Annotated in this window: 16 protein-coding genes; 6 read left to right on the top strand and 10 right to left on the bottom strand. The window is 68.9% G+C overall.

The features are described from left to right. Positions 1–51: 51 nt before the first annotated feature. A complete protein-coding gene (locus AC1DMQ_RS20355; protein ID WP_477035372.1) occupies positions 52–330 on the top strand; it encodes a UvrB/UvrC motif-containing protein in 279 nt (92 codons plus the stop codon). Positions 331–332: 2 nt separating this feature from the next. On the opposite strand, the gene AC1DMQ_RS20350 is transcribed toward AC1DMQ_RS20355, so the two are convergent. After that, the gene (locus tag AC1DMQ_RS20350) at positions 333–479 is read right to left on the bottom strand and encodes a hypothetical protein (protein WP_477035371.1); all 147 of its coding nucleotides are present in this window, start codon (positions 477–479) and stop codon (positions 333–335) included. Positions 480–513: 34 nt separating this feature from the next. Further along, positions 514–1,392 (bottom strand): transglutaminase family protein, encoded by an 879-nt coding sequence (locus AC1DMQ_RS20345; RefSeq protein ID WP_477035370.1) that lies wholly within the window; start codon positions 1,390–1,392, stop codon positions 514–516. A gap of 92 nt (positions 1,393–1,484) precedes the next feature. Between AC1DMQ_RS20345 and AC1DMQ_RS20340 the strand changes: the two genes are divergently transcribed. Both AC1DMQ_RS20340 and AC1DMQ_RS20335 read left to right on the top strand, forming a co-directional pair. Continuing rightward, a complete protein-coding gene (locus tag AC1DMQ_RS20340) occupies positions 1,485–2,705 on the top strand; it encodes a putative DNA modification/repair radical SAM protein (RefSeq protein WP_477035369.1) in 1,221 nt (406 codons plus the stop codon). After that, positions 2,705–4,258: a UdgX family uracil-DNA binding protein gene (locus tag AC1DMQ_RS20335; protein WP_477035368.1), complete on the top strand. Its 1,554-nt coding sequence runs from the start codon at positions 2,705–2,707 to the stop codon at positions 4,256–4,258. Before AC1DMQ_RS20340 ends, AC1DMQ_RS20335 begins: the two co-directional genes overlap by 1 nt. 41 nt (positions 4,259–4,299) lie before the next feature. Here the strand turns inward: AC1DMQ_RS20335 and AC1DMQ_RS20330 are convergent, their stop codons facing one another. Beyond that, positions 4,300–6,138: a discoidin domain-containing protein gene (locus AC1DMQ_RS20330; RefSeq protein ID WP_477035367.1), complete on the bottom strand. Its 1,839-nt coding sequence runs from the start codon at positions 6,136–6,138 to the stop codon at positions 4,300–4,302. A gap of 282 nt (positions 6,139–6,420) precedes the next feature. Further along, positions 6,421–7,059: a TetR/AcrR family transcriptional regulator gene (locus tag AC1DMQ_RS20325; protein ID WP_477035450.1), complete on the bottom strand. Its 639-nt coding sequence runs from the start codon at positions 7,057–7,059 to the stop codon at positions 6,421–6,423. A gap of 330 nt (positions 7,060–7,389) precedes the next feature. Here AC1DMQ_RS20325 and AC1DMQ_RS20320 point away from each other — a divergent pair, with 330 nt between their 5' ends. Beyond that, positions 7,390–9,192, top strand: coding sequence for a CHASE3 domain-containing protein (locus AC1DMQ_RS20320; protein WP_477035366.1), 1,803 nt, complete (start codon positions 7,390–7,392; stop codon positions 9,190–9,192). A gap of 13 nt (positions 9,193–9,205) precedes the next feature. On the opposite strand, the gene AC1DMQ_RS20315 is transcribed toward AC1DMQ_RS20320, so the two are convergent. Next, positions 9,206–9,409, bottom strand: coding sequence for a UvrB/UvrC motif-containing protein (locus AC1DMQ_RS20315; protein WP_477035365.1), 204 nt, complete (start codon positions 9,407–9,409; stop codon positions 9,206–9,208). Between the two features lie 101 nt (positions 9,410–9,510). Between AC1DMQ_RS20315 and AC1DMQ_RS20310 the strand changes: the two genes are divergently transcribed. Further along, complete coding sequence (locus AC1DMQ_RS20310) at positions 9,511–10,938, top strand: MFS transporter (protein WP_477035364.1); 1,428 nt, start codon at positions 9,511–9,513, stop codon at positions 10,936–10,938. On the opposite strand, the gene AC1DMQ_RS20305 is transcribed toward AC1DMQ_RS20310, so the two are convergent. The 3 genes from AC1DMQ_RS20305 to AC1DMQ_RS20295 form a co-directional block, all read right to left on the bottom strand. Continuing rightward, on the bottom strand, positions 10,935–11,996 hold the full coding sequence (locus AC1DMQ_RS20305; RefSeq protein WP_477035363.1) for a Leu/Phe/Val dehydrogenase: 1,062 nt from the start codon (positions 11,994–11,996) through the stop codon (positions 10,935–10,937). The two genes, AC1DMQ_RS20310 and AC1DMQ_RS20305, sit on opposite strands and share 4 nt — an antisense overlap. A 99-nt stretch (positions 11,997–12,095) precedes the next feature. Next, complete coding sequence (locus AC1DMQ_RS20300) at positions 12,096–13,127, bottom strand: alpha/beta fold hydrolase (protein WP_477035362.1); 1,032 nt, start codon at positions 13,125–13,127, stop codon at positions 12,096–12,098. Next, positions 13,124–13,711, bottom strand: coding sequence for a uracil-DNA glycosylase family protein (locus AC1DMQ_RS20295; protein ID WP_477035449.1), 588 nt, complete (start codon positions 13,709–13,711; stop codon positions 13,124–13,126). The genes AC1DMQ_RS20300 and AC1DMQ_RS20295 overlap by 4 nt, the downstream gene beginning before the upstream one ends. Positions 13,712–13,943: 232 nt before the next feature. Here AC1DMQ_RS20295 and AC1DMQ_RS20290 point away from each other — a divergent pair, with 232 nt between their 5' ends. Continuing rightward, positions 13,944–14,318: a response regulator gene (locus tag AC1DMQ_RS20290; protein ID WP_477035361.1), complete on the top strand. Its 375-nt coding sequence runs from the start codon at positions 13,944–13,946 to the stop codon at positions 14,316–14,318. Positions 14,319–14,334: 16 nt separating this feature from the next. Here AC1DMQ_RS20290 and AC1DMQ_RS20285 read toward each other — a convergent pair whose 3' ends face one another. Together AC1DMQ_RS20285 and AC1DMQ_RS20280 are read right to left on the bottom strand one after the other, a co-directional pair. After that, complete coding sequence (locus tag AC1DMQ_RS20285; RefSeq protein ID WP_477035360.1) at positions 14,335–15,255, bottom strand: S1/P1 nuclease; 921 nt, start codon at positions 15,253–15,255, stop codon at positions 14,335–14,337. A 72-nt stretch (positions 15,256–15,327) separates the two neighbouring features. After that, the gene (locus AC1DMQ_RS20280) at positions 15,328–15,960 is read right to left on the bottom strand and encodes a glutathione S-transferase family protein (protein WP_477035359.1); all 633 of its coding nucleotides are present in this window, start codon (positions 15,958–15,960) and stop codon (positions 15,328–15,330) included. Positions 15,961–16,014: the final 54 nt, after the last annotated feature.

Below are 16,014 nucleotides of genomic sequence, written 5' to 3'. Positions count from 1 at the left end.
CCCTTCCGGCGGCTGGCGCGTTATCCTGGCGCTGACAACCAGGATTTCGCCGTGTCCGACACTCCCGATCTCTCCGAACTCGAAGCGGCGATGGCGAAGGCCGTAGCGGCGGAGGATTTCGAGACCGCGGCCGCCCTGCGCGACCGGATCGCTCTACTGGGAGGCGTCGACCGCCCCGGCGGGTCGTATCTCAAGCGCCAGGAGCCCGGGAAGATGGGCCTAGGGACCAACCAGTCGAGCTATACGCCGCCCAAGGACTGGGTTCCGCCGCCCAAGCCCAGCCCGATGACCAAGGGCCACTCGAAGGGCGGGCGTCGGATAAAGGAATAGCCCTAGTGCCCCGGACGCGGCTCGAACGAGCGCTTCTCCGGGACCTTCAGGCACTCCACGTCAGGCTTCTGGCCGTGCTGCGGCTTGGGCTCGGGATGCGGCAGGTGGCCGCCACCGAGGGGCGCTTGCTGTTGGAACGGCTTCATCATGGTTTCATCCTCCCGATTTTTCTTGTCATTTTTATCACGCCGCCGCCTCGAGGGTGTCGAGCAGGCTGACCTCGACCTTGACGCTCAGATGCGCCTCGCCCGGATCGTCCAGGATCGTGCCCGAGATCGGCTTGGCCTCGTTGGGCGTGCGGGTGTGGGCGACCAGGATCAGGTCCGGCGACTCCGCCAGGCCGTTGGTCGGGTCGAACTCGGTCCAGCCCAGGCCCGGCAGGAACACCTCGCACCAGGCGTGGGTGGCGCCGGCGCCGCGCAGGGCCGAGGCCGGACCGCTGTAGATGTAGCCAGTGGCGAACACCGCCGCGTAGCCCAGCCGCCGCAGGGCCTCGACCATCAGCCAGGCGAAGTCGCGGCACGTGCCCTCGCCGGTCGAAATCGTCTGGGCCGGCGTCTGGGTGCCGGCCTCGGGCCGGGCCTTGTAGGCGAAGGTGTCGTGGATGGTGGCGTTCATCCGCAGCAGGAAGTCGATGGCCGGCTCGTCGGGGCGCTCCATCTGCTGGCGCAGCCACCGCAGCAGCACGCGGTCGTCGTCGTCGGTGGCCGGGGTGATGAACGGGTTCAGCACCGCCCGATCCTCGCGCGAGTAGACGATCGGCGAGATGGTGTGCGGGTCGTCGATCTGCAGGCTGGTCAGGGGCGCGGGAAAGCGGTCGATGACCAGGCGGCTGGTGATGGTGAAACTGTCGGCCTCGCCCCTCGGCGTGAACCAGCAGACGCAGTTGCCGACGGCGTCGTAGGTCCAGCGGGTCTCGCCCGGCAAGGACGTCTGCAGCGAGGCCTCGACGATGCGGATGGCATGGCTGTCGCGCGGCCGGATCAGCAGCCGATGCGCCCCGAAGCCGACCGGCCGGGCGTAGCTGTACCGCGTTTCATGAAGGATGCCGAGCCGCGCCATAGGCTCTGCATAACCCCGCCGAACCTGCTTCGTTCCGTCACAGGCGAGTGATTGGCCTGGACGGAACAAAATAGGAACAATAGGTTGGGCGAATGGCCGTCCTCGATCTGAAACGCAAGCTCGCCATCCTCTCCGACGCCGCCAAGTACGACGCCTCCTGCGCCTCGTCCGGAGCAGAGAAACGCAACTCCATGGGCGGCAAGGGGGTCGGCTCCACCGAGGGCATGGGCATCTGCCACGCCTATGCGCCGGACGGGCGCTGCATCAGCCTGCTCAAGATCCTGCTGACCAACTTCTGCATCTACGACTGCGCCTATTGCGTGAACCGGGTGTCGTCCAACGTCACGCGGGCCCGCTTCAGCGTGAAGGAGGTCGTCGACCTCACCCTCAACTTCTACAAGCGCAACTACATCGAGGGCCTGTTCCTCTCGTCCGGGGTGATCCGCACCGGCGACTACACGATGGAGGAGATGGTCCGGGTGGCCAGGAGCCTGCGCCTGGACCACGACTTCCGCGGCTACATCCATCTGAAGCTGATCCCCGAGGCCTCGCCCGAGCTGGCGGCCGAGGCCGGGCTCTATGCCGACCGGGTGTCGATCAATGTCGAACTGCCGGGCGACGAGAGCCTGGCGGTGCTGGCGCCGGAGAAGGACGCGGCGGGCATCAAGAAGGCGATGGGCCGGATGCGGCTGCACATCGAGGATCGGGCCGAGCCTGCGCGCAAGGCCGGCCGCCGCGCGTTCGCCACCGGCCAGTCGACCCAGCTGATCGTCGGGGCCGACGCGGCCAAGGACGGCGACATCCTGGCCCGCAGCGCGACGCTGTACGGCGCCTATCAGCTCAAGCGCGTCTATTATTCGGCCTTCAGCCCGATCCCCGACGGCAGCGCCCGCCTGCCCCAGGCCCGCCCGCCCCTGGTGCGCGAGCATCGGCTGTACCAGGCCGACTGGCTGATGCGGTTCTACGGCTTCGGCCAGGGCGAGATCGTCGCGCCGGGCGAGAACCTGGACCTGGAGGTCGATCCCAAGACCGCCTGGGCCCTGCGCCATCGCGGCGACTTCCCCGTCGACGTCAACACCGCTGACCGCGAGACCCTGCTGCGCACGCCGGGCCTCGGAACGCGCGGTGTCGACCGCATCCTGCTGGCCCGCGCCCAGACGCGGCTGACCCTGGACGACGTCAAGCGCGTGTGCGGCTCGGTGAAGCGCGCCAAGCCGTTCATCGTCACCGCCGACTGGACGCCCGGCGCGGCGACCGACGGCGAGAGCCTGCGGGCGTCCCTGATAGCGCCCGAACAGCTGAGCCTGTTCTGATGCGGGTGGCGCGGCTGGAGTCCGAGATCGACTTCGACGGCTGGCGGACGGCGGCCCGGACACTGAGGGCGGAAGGCGTGGCGCCGGAGGCGGTGGTGTGGACGGTGGAGCGGGAGCTGTTTTCGGAACCGCTGCAAACAACGTCTGTCATCCCGGACGAAGCGCAGCGAAGATCCGGGAGCGGCCCAGAGCGCCGCGCTTCCGGCGGTCCCGGATCTTCGCGCTCCGCGCTCGTCCGGGATGACAAGGAAAATCGCGAAGCTCCCGGCAGAGCTCCCTTCACCGTCCCCGCCGCCTTCGTCGACCTGGCCCAGACCGTCATCCTGCACCGCTCGCCCGAACGGCTGGCCCTGCTCTACCGCATTCTGCACCGCCTCGAGCGCCAACCGCGCCTGCTGGACAATCCCGCCGACGCCGACGTCGCCAAGGCCCGCGACATGGCCAAGGGCGTGGGCCGGGCGATCCACAAGATGCACGCCTTCGTCCGCTTCCGGCTGGTCGAGGACGTCGCGCCGGAAACCCCAAGGGAGCAATATGTCGCCTGGTTCGAGCCGGTCCACCGCGTCACCGAGGCCGCCGCGCCGTTCTTCGCCCGGCGGTTCGCCAACATGAACTGGTCGATCCTGACGCCGGACGCCTGCGTCCACTGGGACCAGGCGACGCTGACGATGTCGCCCGGCGCCGACCCCGCCGACGCGCCGTCCCAGGACGCCCAAGAGGAGATGTGGCGCACCTACTACGCCTCGATCTTCAACCCGGCGCGGCTGAACCCGGCGATGATGAAACAGGAGATGCCCAAGCGCTATTGGCGGAACCTGCCGGAGGCGGCGCTCATTCCGGATCTGATCGAGAACGCTCGAAACCGGACCGAAGCCATGGTCGCCGCCCACCCCGTCAAGCCGTCCGAACGCGTGCTCAAGGCCGCGCTGAAGCACGCCCGCGACGGCTCGTTCGGCGAGAGCAATCTGGTCAATCTGGAAGAGGTGGCGGCCGGCGTGCAGGTCTGCCGACGCTGCGACCTGTGGCGCGACGCCACCCAGGGCGTGCCCGGGCTTGGCCCGGCCAAGGCGGCGCTGATGATCGTGGGCGAACAACCCGGCGACCAGGAGGACCTGCAGGGGGTTCCGTTCGTCGGCCCCGCCGGGCAGCTTCTGGACCGCGCCATGGCCGAGGCCGGGGTCCCTCGCGACCGCGTTTTCGTCACCAATGCGGTCAAGCATTTCAAGCACGAGCCGCGCGGCAAGCGACGGCTGCACAAGACACCGGACCGCGGCGAGGTCCAGGCCTGCCGCTGGTGGCTGGACGCCGAGCGGCGGCTGGTGCGGCCCAAGGTGATCCTGGCCCTGGGCGCGACGGCGGTGCAGGCGGTGTTCGGCAAGGCCCTGCCGATCGGCAGGGCGCGCGGCCAGCGCCAGACCCTGGACGGCGGCGAACAGGGCCTGGTCAGCTGGCACCCGTCCTTCCTGCTGCGCGTTCCCGACCCCGAGACTAAGGACCGGGCTTTCGCTGAGTTGGTCGACGACCTGAGGCTGGCCTGGAAGCTGGCGGGCTAGGACGAGGTTGGGGACACGCCTGCGCGTGTCCCCGCCCGTTCCTAGTTCAGGCCAACGCTCATCTCGTAGATGATCGGCGTGAACGCCCCGGAGGTGAAGTTCAGCCGCACCCTGCTGCTGACCACCGTGGGGAAGGTCACCGTGCTGCTGGTCCCGATGGTCGTGCCGTAATAGGCCGGAGTCCACGCGCTCCCGGTCCAGTAGTCGATCCGGTAGCCGCTGGTGCGGTCGCCGAATTCCGACATGGTGACGGTGTTGAACGCCTTTCGGGTCCCGAAATCGGCCTGCAGCGAAGCAGCATACCCGGGACCCCGAGCCTGCCAGTTGGTGTTGGGATCGCCGTCGAAGGCCTTGTCGGCCGTCTGGGTGAGGTCCCAATTGGACGAGCTGGCGTAGGAGCCGTTCAGCGCCAGGTTCGGCGAAACGGCCGGCGTGGCGTTCAGCGTCATCTCGTAGATGATCGCCGTGTCGATCCCCGAGGTGAAGAAGAGCCGGGCCCTGCGGCCGGTCACCGCCGGGAAGCTGACCGTGCTGGACGCGCCGATGCCGGTTCCGGTGTAGGCCGTCTTCCAGGTCGAGCCGTTAAGGTACTCGATCCGGTAGCCCGTCGTCCGGTTTCCGTACTCGCTGATCGTCGCCTGGCTGAAGGTGGAGTCCTTGCCGAAGTCGATCTCCACCCACTGCCCGCCGTAGAGCGTGCCGGGCGCCGCCTGCCAGTTGGTGTTGGGATCGCCGTCGAACGCCCCGTGCGCCGTCTGGCCGGGCCAGTTGGACGAGCTGGAATACCGCAGCACCTCCGAAACGGCGTCGACGCGGTCGGTCCCGGTCTGCAGGGTGGGCGTCATCCACCCGCCCTCGTCGAACTCGTTCCAGGCGTACATCAGCACCGTGTTGGCGTCGGCGGTGAGCTGATTGTTCTGCACCCAGTTCAGGGCGTTCTGCAGGTTGGTCCCGATCTCGGCCGGGGTGGCCTTCTGAACCCAGGCGTTCGAGGCCACCGGCTGGTTGTTGTTCCAGCTCTGCGGATAGAGCGACCGGGGCCGGTTGTCCCAGCCCGTCGTCACCGAGGGCACCACCTTCCTGCCGGTGTTCCTGAAGGTGTTCCAGGTGTTGGCGTTCTGCGAGATCAGCGTCGAATAAGCCACGCCGTTGGTCGAACCGTCGGCATAGGTGCTGATGGCGTCCGCCCCGGCGGTCGTGGCGTAGCTCGACGCCGTGGCGGCGTTGGGCGACAGCAGGACGATGTAGGGGTTGGCCGACCCCGCGGTCGCCGCCGCCGACCGCACGCCGGCCACGAAGGTCGCCATGTCGGCCGCGGTGTCGCCGGCGTTGATCATCACATAGAGCAGCGGACGACCGTTGAGCACCTTCTGGAAGTTGCTCCGCACGAACTCCGAAGCCAGGGTCGCGGCCGGCGCCGAACTCATGCTGACGACGTACGCGTAGTTGAGGCCGTCGCGCTGGGTGCTCGACTGGTAGAGGTTCCGAGCCGTCGACATGCCGTCGTTGTCCGGGAAGTAGCAGAACGCCCAGTAGTTGACGCCCGCCCGCTTGGCGTAGGCGATGTCGGCGTCCATCTGGACCTGGGTCAGCTGGCGGATCTGGACGGAGTCCGTGCCGGTTTCCACGCCATAGAACGGCACGCGGTCATGGAACTGGTTCAGGCCGAGATTGCGCTCGACCTCCAGGCCAACGTGGCCGCCGGCCCCCGTGGGCAGGTCGCCCACCCAGGCGTCCCAGCGGATGGCGCCGACGGTGGCGCCCGGGGTGTTGGCGGCGAATGTCGCGGCCGGCGCCGACAAGGTCGCCAAGCACAGCGCCGCGGCGACGGCCTTGGCGCTTTTCGGCGCCAGGCCGCGCAGAGGGGATGATCTATTCATTTTGGAAAATCCTTGGAGGTTCAAATTGGGTTCGTGGATCGCCGGCGCGGAAAATTGCGCCGGCGTGTTTTCACGATCCCGAGGGCGGGGGTCGCCCGCCCCTCAAGATCGCTTGTTCTTATTTTGTTCTATTGATGCGTCAGACTCGGACGTGCTCGCGCTTGCCGAGTCCGCAATTCGCGCAGAGCCGCGCCGACCCGAAACCGGCGTGGGGCGCATGCGCCCCGGCGGTCCCGGCCTGGCCGTTTCCTTGGATGTCGGTGAGCGGCCCGGTCCGAGGACCTAGGCCGAGAACCCCGCCTCGGCGAAGGCCAGCATGCGGCCCAGCAAGGCCTCGACATCGGCCTCGCTGGTCGTGCCTTCCGACAGCACGTTCAGGCGGTCGAACTCGGCGAAGCGGTTGTTGTGCAGCATGCCCAGGGTGAAGTGCAGCCGCCAGTAGATCTCCTCGGACGGCAGGTCCGGCCGCGCCTTGAGCAGGGCGTCGGAGAAGCGGCGCAGGTGGGTGACGTCGGTCTGCAGGACCTTGCGGATCTCGTCGGTGCCCTCGCTGCGGGCCCGGATCAGGAACTGCAGCGAGATGCGGCGCTCGTGGTCGGGGGCCAGCCACTTCAGCGGCGGGGTCAGCAGGGCGGCCAGGATCTCGCGCACGGGCGGGGCGCCTTCGAAGCGGTCGGTGGCCTCGTGCAGCTTCTTGGCCCGCTCGCGGTTCAGCTCGACCGTGCGCCGACGGAAGATCTCGTACAGCAGCGCGTCCTTGGAGCCGAAGTGATAGTTCACCGAGGCTAGGTTGACGCCCGCCGCGGCGGTGATGTCGCGCACCGAGACGTTCTGGAAGCCGTGCAGCGCGAACAGGCGCTCGGCGGCGACGAACACCAGATTCTTGGTGACGGCTTCGTTGTCGGCGCCGTCGGCGTCGATGTCTGGCGCGGTGGTGACGGTCGCGCCGTCGCTCTTCGGACTCACTACGGTATCCCCTTTACCTGTGGGGAAGTCTTACGGCCGTTCGAAATTGGCGCAAGCGTCAAGATGGAACGCGGACGGAGGAATTCTGAAAGCGGCGCCAGCGAGGCGCCCCTGGATCGTCGTTTCAGCGCGCGAGCGCCTCGCGGCGTTTGGCTACCTCCTCGATTCCACGTATCAAGCCTTCGTTCGACGGGACGGGACCCATCGGGGGAGTAATCGAGTTTGGCGCGTAATCAGTCGACCAACGTCGCCTCGGGCGCACGGGGTGTTCGTGCGAGCCTCGTCGTGGGCCTTCTCCTGCTCGTCTGCGCCGCCGTGGCGGCCATCATCGTGGCGCTCGCCAGCGCGGGGGCCGAACGTTGGGCGGCGCACTCGCTGGAAGTGCGGCGGGTCCAGGCGGTGACGTTCAGCGCGCTGCAGGACGCCGAGACCGCCCAGCGCGGCTACCTGCTGACCGCCGACCCGGCCTATCTGCAGCCCTACAACGAGGCCCACGATCGCCTGCCGATCCTGAAGGACCAGCTGCGGGCCCTGGTGGCCGACAATGCGGCGCAACGACGGCGCGTGGCGGACCTTACCCAGGCGATCGACACGAAGATGGCCGAGCTGGACCTGACGGTGGCCATGGCGCGCGAGGGCCGCGCCGACGCCGCCATCGCCCGCCTGAAGACCAATGTCGGCAAGGCCCAGATGGATCGCGTCCGCGCGCTCAGCCGGACATTCGAGACCGCCGAGGCGAACTTGCTCGCCGAGCGGCAGGCTGTCGTCGCCACGCAGCGTTCGGTGCTGATCGGGGTGATCGTCCTGGCCCTGCTCGCCGCCGCCGTGCTGGCCTTCGCCATCGTCCGTGAATCGCGTGACCACGCCCGCGAACTGCTGAGCCACAACCGCGCCCTCGAGAACGCGATCGCCCAGCGCGAACGCGCCGAGGCCCAGCTCCGCCAGGCCCAGAAGATGGAAGCCCTGGGCCAGCTGACCGGCGGCGTCGCCCACGACTTCAACAACATGCTGGCGATCATCGTCGGCAATCTGGACATGCTGATCCGCCGGCTGTCGGGCCAGGAGAAGCTGCTCAGCCTGGCCGAGAACGCCCTGTCGGGCGCCAATCGCGCCGCCGCCCTGACCAAGGGCCTGCTGGCCTTCTCGCGCCAGCAGCCGCTGGACCCCAAGCCCACCGACGTCAACAAGTGCGTGGCCGACATGTCCGAGCTGCTGCGCCGGGCGCTGGGCGAGAACATCGCGGTCGAGACCGTGCTGGCCGGCGGCCTGTGGCGGGCCTTCGTCGACACGCCCCAGCTGGAAAGCGCGATCCTCAACCTGGCGGTCAACGCCCGCGACGCCATGGGCCAGGCCAGCGGGGCCAGCGGCCGCCTGACGATCGAGACGTCCAACGCCTTCCTCGACAAGGCCTATGCCGACGCCCATGACGAGGTCGTGGCCGGCCAGTTCGTGCTGGTGGCGATCACCGACACCGGCGGCGGCATGACGCCCGAGGTGATGGAACGCGCCTTCGATCCGTTCTTCACCACCAAGCGGCTGGGTGAAGGCACGGGCCTGGGCCTGTCGCAGGTGCACGGCTTCCTCAAGCAGTCGCGCGGCCACATCAAGCTCTACAGCGAGCTGGGCGTGGGCACGACGGTCAAGCTCTACCTGCCGCGCGACACCCAGGGGCTGGCCATCGAGGAGCCGGTCGCGCCGCGTCCGATCGTGGCCAGCGGCGAAGCCTTCACCGTGCTGATCGCCGAGGACGATCCGGGCGTGCGCAGCTTCACCGTCAGCGCCGCCCGCGAGCTGGGCTACAAGGTGATCGAGGCCGACGGCGCGGCGGTGGCGCTGGAGCGCCTGAGCCAGCGTCCGGAGATCACCATCCTGCTCACCGACGTGGTCATGCCGGGCTCCAACGGCCGCCAGTTGGTCGACGCCGCCCTGCTGGTGCGGCCGGACCTGAAGGTCATCTACATGACCGGCTACACCCGCAACGCCATCGTCCACAACGGCACGCTGGACGCCGGCACCCGCCTGCTGACCAAGCCCTTCACGCTGGAGCAGTTGGACCGCGAGCTGCGCGACGCCCTGACGGGCGAGTAGGCCGCCGCCGGTCCTAAGGCGGGCCGGCCTTCTGCGCCTCGCGCTGCTTGAAATAGGCGGCCTGGGGCGAGTTCCCGCCGGGCTGCTCCATGACCCGCAGGTCGCGGCGAATCTGATCGATCTGGCCGCGCAGGATCGAGGCCGTTTCGAAGTCCTCGGAAGCGACGGCCTGGGCCATCTCCTCCTCCAGTTCGGACAGATGGGTTTCCTGCGTCATCGCGGGCTCCAGGCGGCTGCGAGGAGGATAACGCACAAGACGCCGGATTGGCCGGTCCATCCGACTTGAGATCGTCAGCCGGCGGGCGTAAGCCGCCCGTCGTGTCGATTGATCAGCCCGCCCCTCCCCCAGACAAGTCGGTTCTCGGAACCCGGCTGATCTCGTTGGCGGTGGCCAGCGCCCTGCTGATGGAGTTCATCGACTCCACAGCCCTGTCGACCGCCCTGCCCACCCTGGCCCGGGCGTTCAGCGTCGATCCGATCCACCTGAAGCTGGCCCTGACCTCCTACATCCTGGCCCTGGCGGTGTTCACGCCGGCCAGCGGCTGGGCGGCCGAACGCTTTGGCGCGCGGCGGGTGTTCATGACGGCCATGGTCGTGTTCCTGGCCGGCTCGGCCCTGTGCGGCCTGTCGCGGAACCTGGAGGCCCTGGTCGCCTCGCGCATCCTGCAGGGGATCGGCGGGGCGATGATGACGCCGGTGGCCCGGCTGATCGTCGTCGGCTCGACGCCCAAGGAGAAACTGATCCGGGCCATGGGCTGGTTCACCATGCCCGCCCTGATCGGCCCGCTGATCGGCCCTCCCCTCGCCGGCCTGGTGCTCAGCGTCGCGGACTGGCCGTGGATCTTCTACCTGAACCTGCCGATCGGCCTGCTGGGCATGACGGCGGTGATGCGCTTCGTGCCCAGGAGCCCGCCGAACAAGGAGATGGGCCGGTTCGACACCGCGGGCTTCCTGCTGTCGGCCCTGGCGATCAGCGGCCTGGTCGTCGTGGCCGAGACGGCGGGGCTGTCGCTGCTTCCCCCCTGGGCGCAACTGGGCATGCTGGTCCTGGCCCTGGGATCCGGCTGGCTCTACCTGCGCAAGGCCAAGGCCACACCCAGGCCGATCCTCGACCTGGGTCTACTGAAGTACCGCACCTTCCGCGCCAGCCTGCTGGGCGGGACGCTGGTGCGGCTGGGCATCGGAGCCAGCCCGTTCCTGATGCCGCTGCTGCTGCAGGTGGCCCTGGGCTGGAGCCCGCTGAAGGCCAGCGCCGTGACCCTGGGCACCGGCGTGGGCGTGCTGATCGCCCGGCCGTTCGCCGCCGCCGGCCTCAAGCGCTTCGGCTTCCGCACCTCGCTGGCGGTGTTCGTGACCGCCACGGCGATCCTCACCGCCGCGCCCGGCTTCTTCACCCTGGCCACGCCAATGGCGGTGATGACGGGGGTGCTGTTCCTGGGCGGCTTCTGCCGCTCCAACCAGTTCATCGCCGCCAACACCATCGCCTATGCCGACGTGCCGCAGGCCAAGGTCGCGGCCGCCTCGACCCTCTCGGCCGTCGCCCAGCAGGTCGGCCTGGCCCTGGGGGTCAGTTTCGGCGGCCTGATGCTGCACCTGGCGCGCGGCCAGGGCGCCCACCTGACGCCCGACCGTTTCACTTGGCCGTTCGTGGCGATCGGCGTCGTGACGCTGCTGGCCTTGCCGGTCTACCTGCGGCTGGACCGGGACGCGGGGTCGGAGATTTCGGGAAGGGTGCGGGCGCCTTAGGCCCGCGCCGCCGCGATCCGCGCGCGGGCGATCTCGTCGGCCACCAGGTTGGCGGGGCGACGGTCGACCAGGGAGTGGTCCAGCACCTCGCCCAGGGTCTGGGCCAGGCGGTCGAGCTTGGCCGCCACCCAGTCCGGGTCGAAGGCCACGCCGGCTTCCAGGGCGCGGATCTCGCCGGCCACGTTGATGATGCCGCCGCCGTTGATCACGTAGTCGGGGGCGTAGAGGATGCCGCGCTCGAACACCGCCTGGCCGATCGTCTTGTCGGCCAGCTGGTTGTTGGCCCCGCCGGCGATCACCTTGACCTTCAGGCGCGGCAGGGTCGTCGTCGAGATCGCGCCGCCCAGGGCGCAAGGGGCGAACACGTCGGCTTCGACGTCGAAGATGGCGTCGGTCGAGACGATCTTGGCGCCGGTCCTGGCGGCCACTTCGTCGAGGGCGTGCTGGTTGACGTCGGCGATGATCAGCTTGGCGCCGGCGGCGTGCAGCTTCTCGGCCAGATAGGCGCCGACGTGGCCGACGCCCTGGATGGCGACGGTGACGCCGTTCAGATCGCGGTCCAGGGCCCGCTGGACGCACAGGCGCACGCCGCGGAACACGCCCTCGGCGGTGACCGGCGAAGGATCGCCCGAGGCGGCCGCGTGGCCTTCCAGGCCGGCGACGTACTTGGTGGTGCGGCGGGTGGCGACCAGGTCGGCCGGCGAGACGCCGACGTCCTCGGCGGTCCAGTACTGGCCGTTCAGGCTGTCGACGGCGCGGCCGAAGGCCTCGAACAGTTCCGGCGTCTTCTGGCTGCGGGCGTCGCCGATGATCACGGCCTTGCCGCCGCCGAAGTCGAGATCGGCCATGGCGTTCTTGTACGACATGCCGCGCGACAGCCGCAGGGCGTCGGTCACGGCGGCGTCGGCGCTGGAATAGTCCCACATCCGGCAGCCGCCGGCGGCGGGGCCGCGGGCAGTGGAGTGCACGGCGATAATCGACTTCAGGCCGGTTTTTTCGTCAAAGAACGCGTGAACGCCTTCGTGTCCCTCGAAATCCGGGGAATCGAACAAAGTCATGCCGTCGGTCTCGCCTTAGCCAGAAAGATTGCGCCGGGGTGTACGCTGGCGGGCTTGAGCGAACAAGCCCTCGCTTCGCCGCACCCGATCCGGCTGGGCCTATTGCTTGGAAAGCTGCGAGCGCACCACGTTCGGGGCGGTCGGCGCGCCCGGGATCGGCGGCGCGCCGGACGGCAGGTCGGCCAGCGGGTCCTTCAGGAACGAGGCCGCGTCGGCCCACACCACGGGGGCTTGCTTGTCGACCAGCAGCAGGTGCCAGCCGTTGGCGTAATAGGCCGAGCGGTCGTCGGGCTTGAGCCGGCGCACCGCCTCCATGGTCGGCTCCTTGGGGATGATGTGGTCGTTGGCCCCGTAGAAATAGGCGACCGGCACCTGGACCTTGCCGAGCGACGACCAGGCCTTCTCCATCAGCCCGACCAGGCCGTAGAGGGTGTCCGAGCGCGCGCCCCAGATCATCAGCGGATCGCGGCCCATGCGCCGCAGCTCGTCGATGTTGTCGGTGGGCTGGACGTTCTTGACCAGCCACTCCGGCGGCTTGACCACCCAGCTGCGGGTGGTGTGGGCGGTGATCCACAGGCTGGTCTTGTAGGGCAGCGGCTGGTTGGACCAGCCCCAGACGGCGGGGGCGAACAGCAGCAGCCGCTCGGCGGCCGGCGGGCGGTCCGAGGCCATGGCGGCGATGGCCAGCGCCCCACCCATGCTGACGCCGGCCAGGGCGACCTTGGCCTCGGGATGGGCCTCGCGGACCAGGGCGACGGTGGTGCGGATGTCTTCGATGACCAGGTCCGGCGGGGCCCAGACGCCGCGATCGGGCGAGCGGCCGAAACCCCGGATGTCGATGGCGTAGGTGGCGATCCCCTGCTCGGCCCAGAACGGCGCGGCCAGGTGGAAGGCGTTGGAATAGTCGTTCATGCCGTGGAGGGCGACGATCACCTGGGTGACCGGCTGGCCCTCGGGCGGCAGCCACTTCATCAGGCCCAGCTTCTTGCCGTCGAAACTGAACAGGCCGTCGTGGTCCAGGCGAGGCCCACGGTAGCCCAGTTCGCCGGGCCCCGGCTGCTGGATGACCGGAGCGCAGGCCGCCAGGCTGGCCGCGCAGGCCGCCCCCAGAAGAAGAATCCGACGGTTCATGACGCCAGAATGCCCGCCACTCGGCGGCGAAGATAGGGCGTGACCTCGGCGTCGAACCACGGGTTGCGCTTGAGCCAGCCGGTGTTGCGCCACGACGGGTGCGGCAGGGGCAGGACCCCGTCGTCGATATAGTCGCGCCAGGCGGCGACGGTGTCGGTCATGTTCGCCTTCATCCCTGCACCCAACGCCCAGGCTTGGGCATGGCTCCCGACCAGCAGGGTCAGCTCGACGTTCGGCAGGGCCGCCAGCAGCGGCTTGCGCCAGAGCACGGCGCAGCGGGCCGGCGGCGGATAGTCGCCGCCCTTGGGATTGGTCCCCGGAAAGCAGAAGGCCATGGCCGCCACGCCGATCTCCTCGCGGCCGTAGAAGGTCTCGCGGTCAATCCCCATCCAGTCGCGCAGGCGATTGCCCGACGGATCGTTGAACGGCAGGCCGGTCTCGTGCACCAGCCGCCCCGGCGCCTGGCCGCAGATCAGCAGCCGCGTCCCCTCGCCCACCCGCACCACCGGCCGAGGCGTATGCGGCAGGTACGGCGCGCAGGCCCGGCAGGCGGCGATGTCGGCGAGGATGGCGTCCAGCGGCATGGAGCTGGAGGTAGGCCGCTCCAGCCCAAAGGCAAGCCCAGTCACCGGTCGTGGCGTTTTCCGGGTCATCAAGGATCAAACCGTCAAACACAATCTCGCCACAAGCGTGAACACAGGTTCAGTAATTACAGGTATAGTTTTACGTCGACTTCCCGACACAGTCAGAATTAATCAGGAGAGCTGGAAACAAATCCTCGCCAGATGGTTACGTATCCAACCAAAGGATTTTTTCATGGCAACTCCAAGGATACTTTTTGTCGAGGACAACCGTATCTCAAGTCTTTTGAACTGTTTAGTCCTGCGCGAGGTCGGCTACGAGGTGATCGAAGCCTTCTGCGCCGAAGAAGCGTGCAAGATCATCCACAAGCACGAGGGGCTGTCGGCCCTGATCACCGACATCAACCTGGGGACCGGCGGCGACGGCTTCGATGTCGCCCGCTGCGCGCGGGCCGCTTATCCGCACCTGCCCGTCGTCTACATCTCGGCGGCGGCCGCCGCCCGCTTCGCCTCGGAGGGGGTCGAGCGTTCGGAATTCATCGACAAGCCCTTCCATCCCGCCCGCATGATGGAGGCGCTGGACCGCACCATGCCCGCCGGCGCGGCCTAGGCCTCACGGACGACCGCTACCGCACCAGCGCCAGCACGTCCGCCAGCCGATAGCCCGCCGTCGCCACCCGCAGGTCGGCCAGGTCGCGGGCGCGGGTCCAATAGCCCTTGGGCAGCACGGGAGCCTGGGCCCGGGTCTTGCCGGCGGCCAGGGCCCCGTCCTGGTAGGCCACGGTCTTGGCCAGCACCCAGCTTTCGCGCTCCCAGCCCTGAAGGGCCTTGTACGGATCCGGCCCCAGCCCGCCGGCGGCCGGCCGGGGATGCGCCGCCTCGGCGGCGGCCGCCAGGGCCTCGGAACCGGCCTCGCGCCCGCCCGGACGGTTGGGAACCCCGTCCCAGAACTCGTGCAGGTCGACGCTCGCGCTGCCGGGCGCCCAGCGCACGAAGGCCTTCGTGCCCGCCCGGTCGGTCTTGGGGAACTTCCACGACATCCAGTGGCCGGCATGCAGCGGCTGATGCTGGTCGCCGACGATGTGCATGATCCAGCACAGGGCGACGGCCCGTTCGGCGCGCGGCGCCCTGGGGTCGCGGGCGATCGCCAGCTGTTCGCGGAAGGCCTTGTTGGCGCCGCCTACGGTGATCGGCAGGACGAACCGCCAGGGCGAGGCCACCTTCAGCGCGTAGTGCCATTCAGGCCGATCGCGAGGGCTGCCCCGCGCGTCGTCGGACCAGCGGGCCATCAGGGCGAACAGCCGCCGCTCGCGCGCCTTGCCGGTCAAGCCGGTCAGCTGCCGCTCGAACGCCGCGCGGTCGGGGTGACTTTGCATTATGGCGACGATCGCCGCGACCGCCTTGGGATCGCGCGCCGACAAGGCGTCGTAGGCGATGTCGCCCGTCGCCATGTGTCCCTGGTCGTTCCAGGCCAGGGCGGGCGCGGGGCTGAGGACGCCCAGGCCCAAGGCCGCCGAGACGGCGACCGCGATCGCGGTTCCACGCATGCTTTCCCCCTATTGCGGCGAGCAGCGCCGCGCCGCCCGCGAGGTCAAGGACGACGCTGCGAACGACCGGGCCTAGGCGCCCAGGAAGCGCCTCTCCCTCTGGATCCAGTGGTCGAACGACGGCCGGGCCAGGATGGCCGCGGAATAGGCTTTGGTCTTGGGCCAGCGCGACAGGTCGAAGTTCAGGTGGCCCAGGTTGGTGAAGGGACTGCACACGGCGATGTCGGCCAGGGTCAGGCGGTCCTCCAGCAGGAAGCCGGAGTCCGGGATCGTGCATTCCAGGTAGTCGAGGACCGGCGGAAGGGTCTCGTTCTCGGCCCTGGCGCAGACGGCCTCGTCGGTGGCCACGCCCATGAAGCGCGGGCCGACGATGCGGTTGAAGAACAGCGGCCCGGCGGCGCCGACCATGATGGTGTCGGCATATTCCTCGAACCAGATCGCCCGGGCGCGGTTGCGCGGGTCGGTCGGGATCAGGTTCGGCTCGGGATGCAGGGCTTCCAGATAGGTGATGATCGCCGTGGAGTCGGAGATCTGGAAGTCGCCGTCCTTGAAGCCGGGAATCTTCTTGAACGGACTGCAGGCCAGGAAGTCCGGATCGGGCGAGCCGGGCGCCGAGACCTTGTTCTCCAGCGTCAGCCCCTTCTCGGCCCCGAAGGCCAGGGTCTTGCGCACGAAGGGCGAAAGCGACGAGCCGTAGACGATCATGGTGGGACCCTCCCTTATGAGAAGGGCTCATAGGTCCATCGATCGCGTTTTAAT

It is taken from the genome of Caulobacter sp. 05L422 (assembly GCF_056397765.1).
The sequence above is the reverse complement of the archived record's forward strand: the minus strand, read 5'-3'. Positions and strand labels throughout refer to the sequence as shown.

Excerpts from the sequence above, each read along its gene's own strand:
- AC1DMQ_RS20350 (WP_477035371.1), bottom strand. The coding sequence starts at position 479 with ATGATGAAGCCGTTCCAACAGCAAGCGCCCCTCGGTGGCGGCCACCTG.
- AC1DMQ_RS20345 (WP_477035370.1), bottom strand. The coding sequence starts at position 1,392 with ATGGCGCGGCTCGGCATCCTTCATGAAACGCGGTACAGCTACGCCCGG.
- AC1DMQ_RS20340 (WP_477035369.1), top strand. The coding sequence starts at position 1,485 with ATGGCCGTCCTCGATCTGAAACGCAAGCTCGCCATCCTCTCCGACGCC.
- AC1DMQ_RS20335 (WP_477035368.1), top strand. The coding sequence starts at position 2,705 with ATGCGGGTGGCGCGGCTGGAGTCCGAGATCGACTTCGACGGCTGGCGG.
- AC1DMQ_RS20330 (WP_477035367.1), bottom strand. The coding sequence starts at position 6,138 with ATGAATAGATCATCCCCTCTGCGCGGCCTGGCGCCGAAAAGCGCCAAG.
- AC1DMQ_RS20315 (WP_477035365.1), bottom strand. The coding sequence starts at position 9,409 with ATGACGCAGGAAACCCATCTGTCCGAACTGGAGGAGGAGATGGCCCAG.
- AC1DMQ_RS20305 (WP_477035363.1), bottom strand. The coding sequence starts at position 11,996 with ATGACTTTGTTCGATTCCCCGGATTTCGAGGGACACGAAGGCGTTCAC.
- AC1DMQ_RS20300 (WP_477035362.1), bottom strand. The coding sequence starts at position 13,127 with ATGAACCGTCGGATTCTTCTTCTGGGGGCGGCCTGCGCGGCCAGCCTG.
- AC1DMQ_RS20295 (WP_477035449.1), bottom strand. The coding sequence starts at position 13,711 with ATGCCGCTGGACGCCATCCTCGCCGACATCGCCGCCTGCCGGGCCTGC.
- AC1DMQ_RS20290 (WP_477035361.1), top strand. The coding sequence starts at position 13,944 with ATGGCAACTCCAAGGATACTTTTTGTCGAGGACAACCGTATCTCAAGT.
- AC1DMQ_RS20285 (WP_477035360.1), bottom strand. The coding sequence starts at position 15,255 with ATGCGTGGAACCGCGATCGCGGTCGCCGTCTCGGCGGCCTTGGGCCTG.
- AC1DMQ_RS20280 (WP_477035359.1), bottom strand. The coding sequence starts at position 15,960 with ATGATCGTCTACGGCTCGTCGCTTTCGCCCTTCGTGCGCAAGACCCTG.